Source organism: Nocardiopsis lucentensis DSM 44048 (genome assembly GCF_000341125.1).
Classification (GTDB): domain Bacteria; phylum Actinomycetota; class Actinomycetes; order Streptosporangiales; family Streptosporangiaceae; genus Nocardiopsis; species Nocardiopsis lucentensis.
This window is the reverse complement of sequence record NZ_ANBC01000480.1, coordinates 1-2,062: the sequence shown is the minus strand read 5'-3', so window position 1 is coordinate 2,062 and position 2,062 is coordinate 1. Positions and strand designations below refer to the sequence as shown.

Annotated in this window: 3 protein-coding genes; all 3 read left to right on the top strand. The window is 70.6% G+C overall.

Translation table 11 applies throughout. The annotated features are described in order from the left end of the window. On the top strand, window positions 1-673 hold a 673-nt coding region (locus tag D471_RS0117115), incomplete at its 5' end, for an ABC transporter permease (protein ID WP_017599756.1). Further along, entirely contained in the window at window positions 670-1,752 is a 1,083-nt protein-coding gene (locus D471_RS0117110) for an ABC transporter ATP-binding protein (RefSeq protein WP_017599755.1), read from the top strand. The genes D471_RS0117115 and D471_RS0117110, both read left to right, overlap by 4 nt. Then, window positions 1,745-2,062 (top strand): ATP-binding cassette domain-containing protein (locus D471_RS34810; protein ID WP_152486345.1); only part of this gene is annotated, 318 nt, incomplete at its 3' end. The genes D471_RS0117110 and D471_RS34810, both read left to right, overlap by 8 nt.

Sequence of the window (2,062 nt, the reverse complement as noted above, 5' to 3'; positions counted from 1 at the left end):
CCCCAACCACGAGGGCAAGGACACCTTCGTCCAGCTCGTGCTGGGCGGGCGCGAACCCATCTGGGTGGGTGTCCTGGCCGCCGTCATCACCGTCGCCGTCGCCGTCGTCCTCGGCGGGATCGCGGGGTACGTGCGAGGCCGGGCCGACCATTTCCTGCTCCAGCTCACCGACATCACGATGACCATCCCGTTCATCGTGCTGATGTTGGTCGTCGCCTCGTTCTACCGCACCGCCTCGCCGATGGTGGTCGCGCTCATCATCGGCCTGGTCACCTGGCCCCATCTCATGCGCTCCATTCGGGCCCAGGTGCTCACCCTGCGCGAACGCGAGTTCGTCGAAGCCGCCCGCCTGCAGGACCTCGGGACCGCTCGCATCCTCTTCGTCGAGGTCATGCCCAACATGGCGGGCTACATCTTCATCAACTTCATCATCGCGATCACCAACGCGATCTACGCGGTGGTCGGGATGTACCTGCTCGGTCTGCTGCCCAGCACCGCCGACAACTGGGGCCTGATGATCCAGCAGGCCTGGAACAACAACGCGTTCCTGCTACCCACCGCCATGCCCTTCCTCATCGCCCCCATGGTGATGATCATGCTCTTCCAGATCGGCCTGGTCACCATGACCCGGTCCCTGGAACAGGCCCTCAACCCGCGACTCCGGGACAGGTGAGCCACGTGAACGACCACCGCACCGACCCGGGCGAGGACACCGGGGCCCTGCTGTCCGTCAGCGGCGTGGACATCGGCTACCGCACCGGCAGGCGGACCGGGACCACCATCGTCCGCGACGTCTCCTTCGACCTCCACCCCGGGCAGTCCCTGGCCCTGGTGGGGGAGTCGGGCTGCGGCAAGACCACCCTCGGCCTGGGGCTGCTCCGCCTGCTTCCGCGCACCGGGCGGGTGTCCGCCGGGCGGATCCTCTTCCGCCGCAAGGACGGCCGCCGCGTGGACGTGCGCACCCTCGGCAAGGAGGAGCTGCGCCGGTTCCGCTGGAACGAGGCGGCGATGGTCTTCCAAGGCGCGATGAACTCCTTCAACCCCGTCCTGCGGATCGAGGACCACTTCACCGACACCTTCCGCGCCCACGAGAACGGGCGCGGACGGCGACCACGCGCGCGGATCCTGGAACGCTCCGCCGAACTGCTGGAGATGCTCCAGCTCGACCCCGCCCGGGTCCTGCGCGCGCACCCGCACGAGCTCTCCGGCGGCATGCGCCAGCGCGCCCTCATCGCGCTGGCCCTGGCCCTGGAACCGCAGCTGCTCATCCTCGACGAGCCCACCACCGCGCTGGACGTGCTCACCCAGCGCGCCATCGTCGAGCGCCTGGCCGAACTGCGCGAGCGGCTCGGCTTCTCGATGGTCTTCATCACCCACGACCTCGGCCTGGCCGCGGAGCTGTCCGACCGCGTCGCCACCATGTACGCCGGGCGGCTGATCGAGACCGGGAGCACGCACGACATCTTCCACCGTCCGCGCCACCCCTACACCTCGGCGCTGATCAACTCCGTGCCTCCCGTCTCCGGCGGCCGCACCATCCCGGAATCCCTGCCCGGCGGCCCGCCCAGCCTGGCCGCACTCCCGCCCGGATGCTCGTTCGCGCCGCGCTGTGCCCACGCGCTCGACCGGTGCTCCCGGGTGCGGCCCGAACCCGAGCTGCTCCAGGAGCGCGACCGGGGGATGAGCCACTCCGCGGCCTGCCTGCGCTCGACCGACACCGCACTCTTCGCCGAGGGGGCCACCCGTGACTGACCAGCCTGTGCTGAGCCTGCGTGGCGTCCGGCGGGAGTTCGACACCCCGCGCGGCCGGATCAGCGCCGTGGCCGGGGTCGACCTGGACGTGCGCCCCGGATCGGTGGTGTGCCTGGTCGGCGAGTCCGGCTGCGGGAAGACCACCACCGCCAGGGTCGCGGCCGGGCTGACCGCCCCCTCCGAGGGGGCGGTGCTCTTCCGGGGACGCGACGTCGCCGCGATGGACAAGCGGGAGCGCGCCGAGTTCCGCCGCTCCGTCCAGTACATCCACCAGGATCCCTATGCCTCGCTCAATCCGGTGCGCACGGTG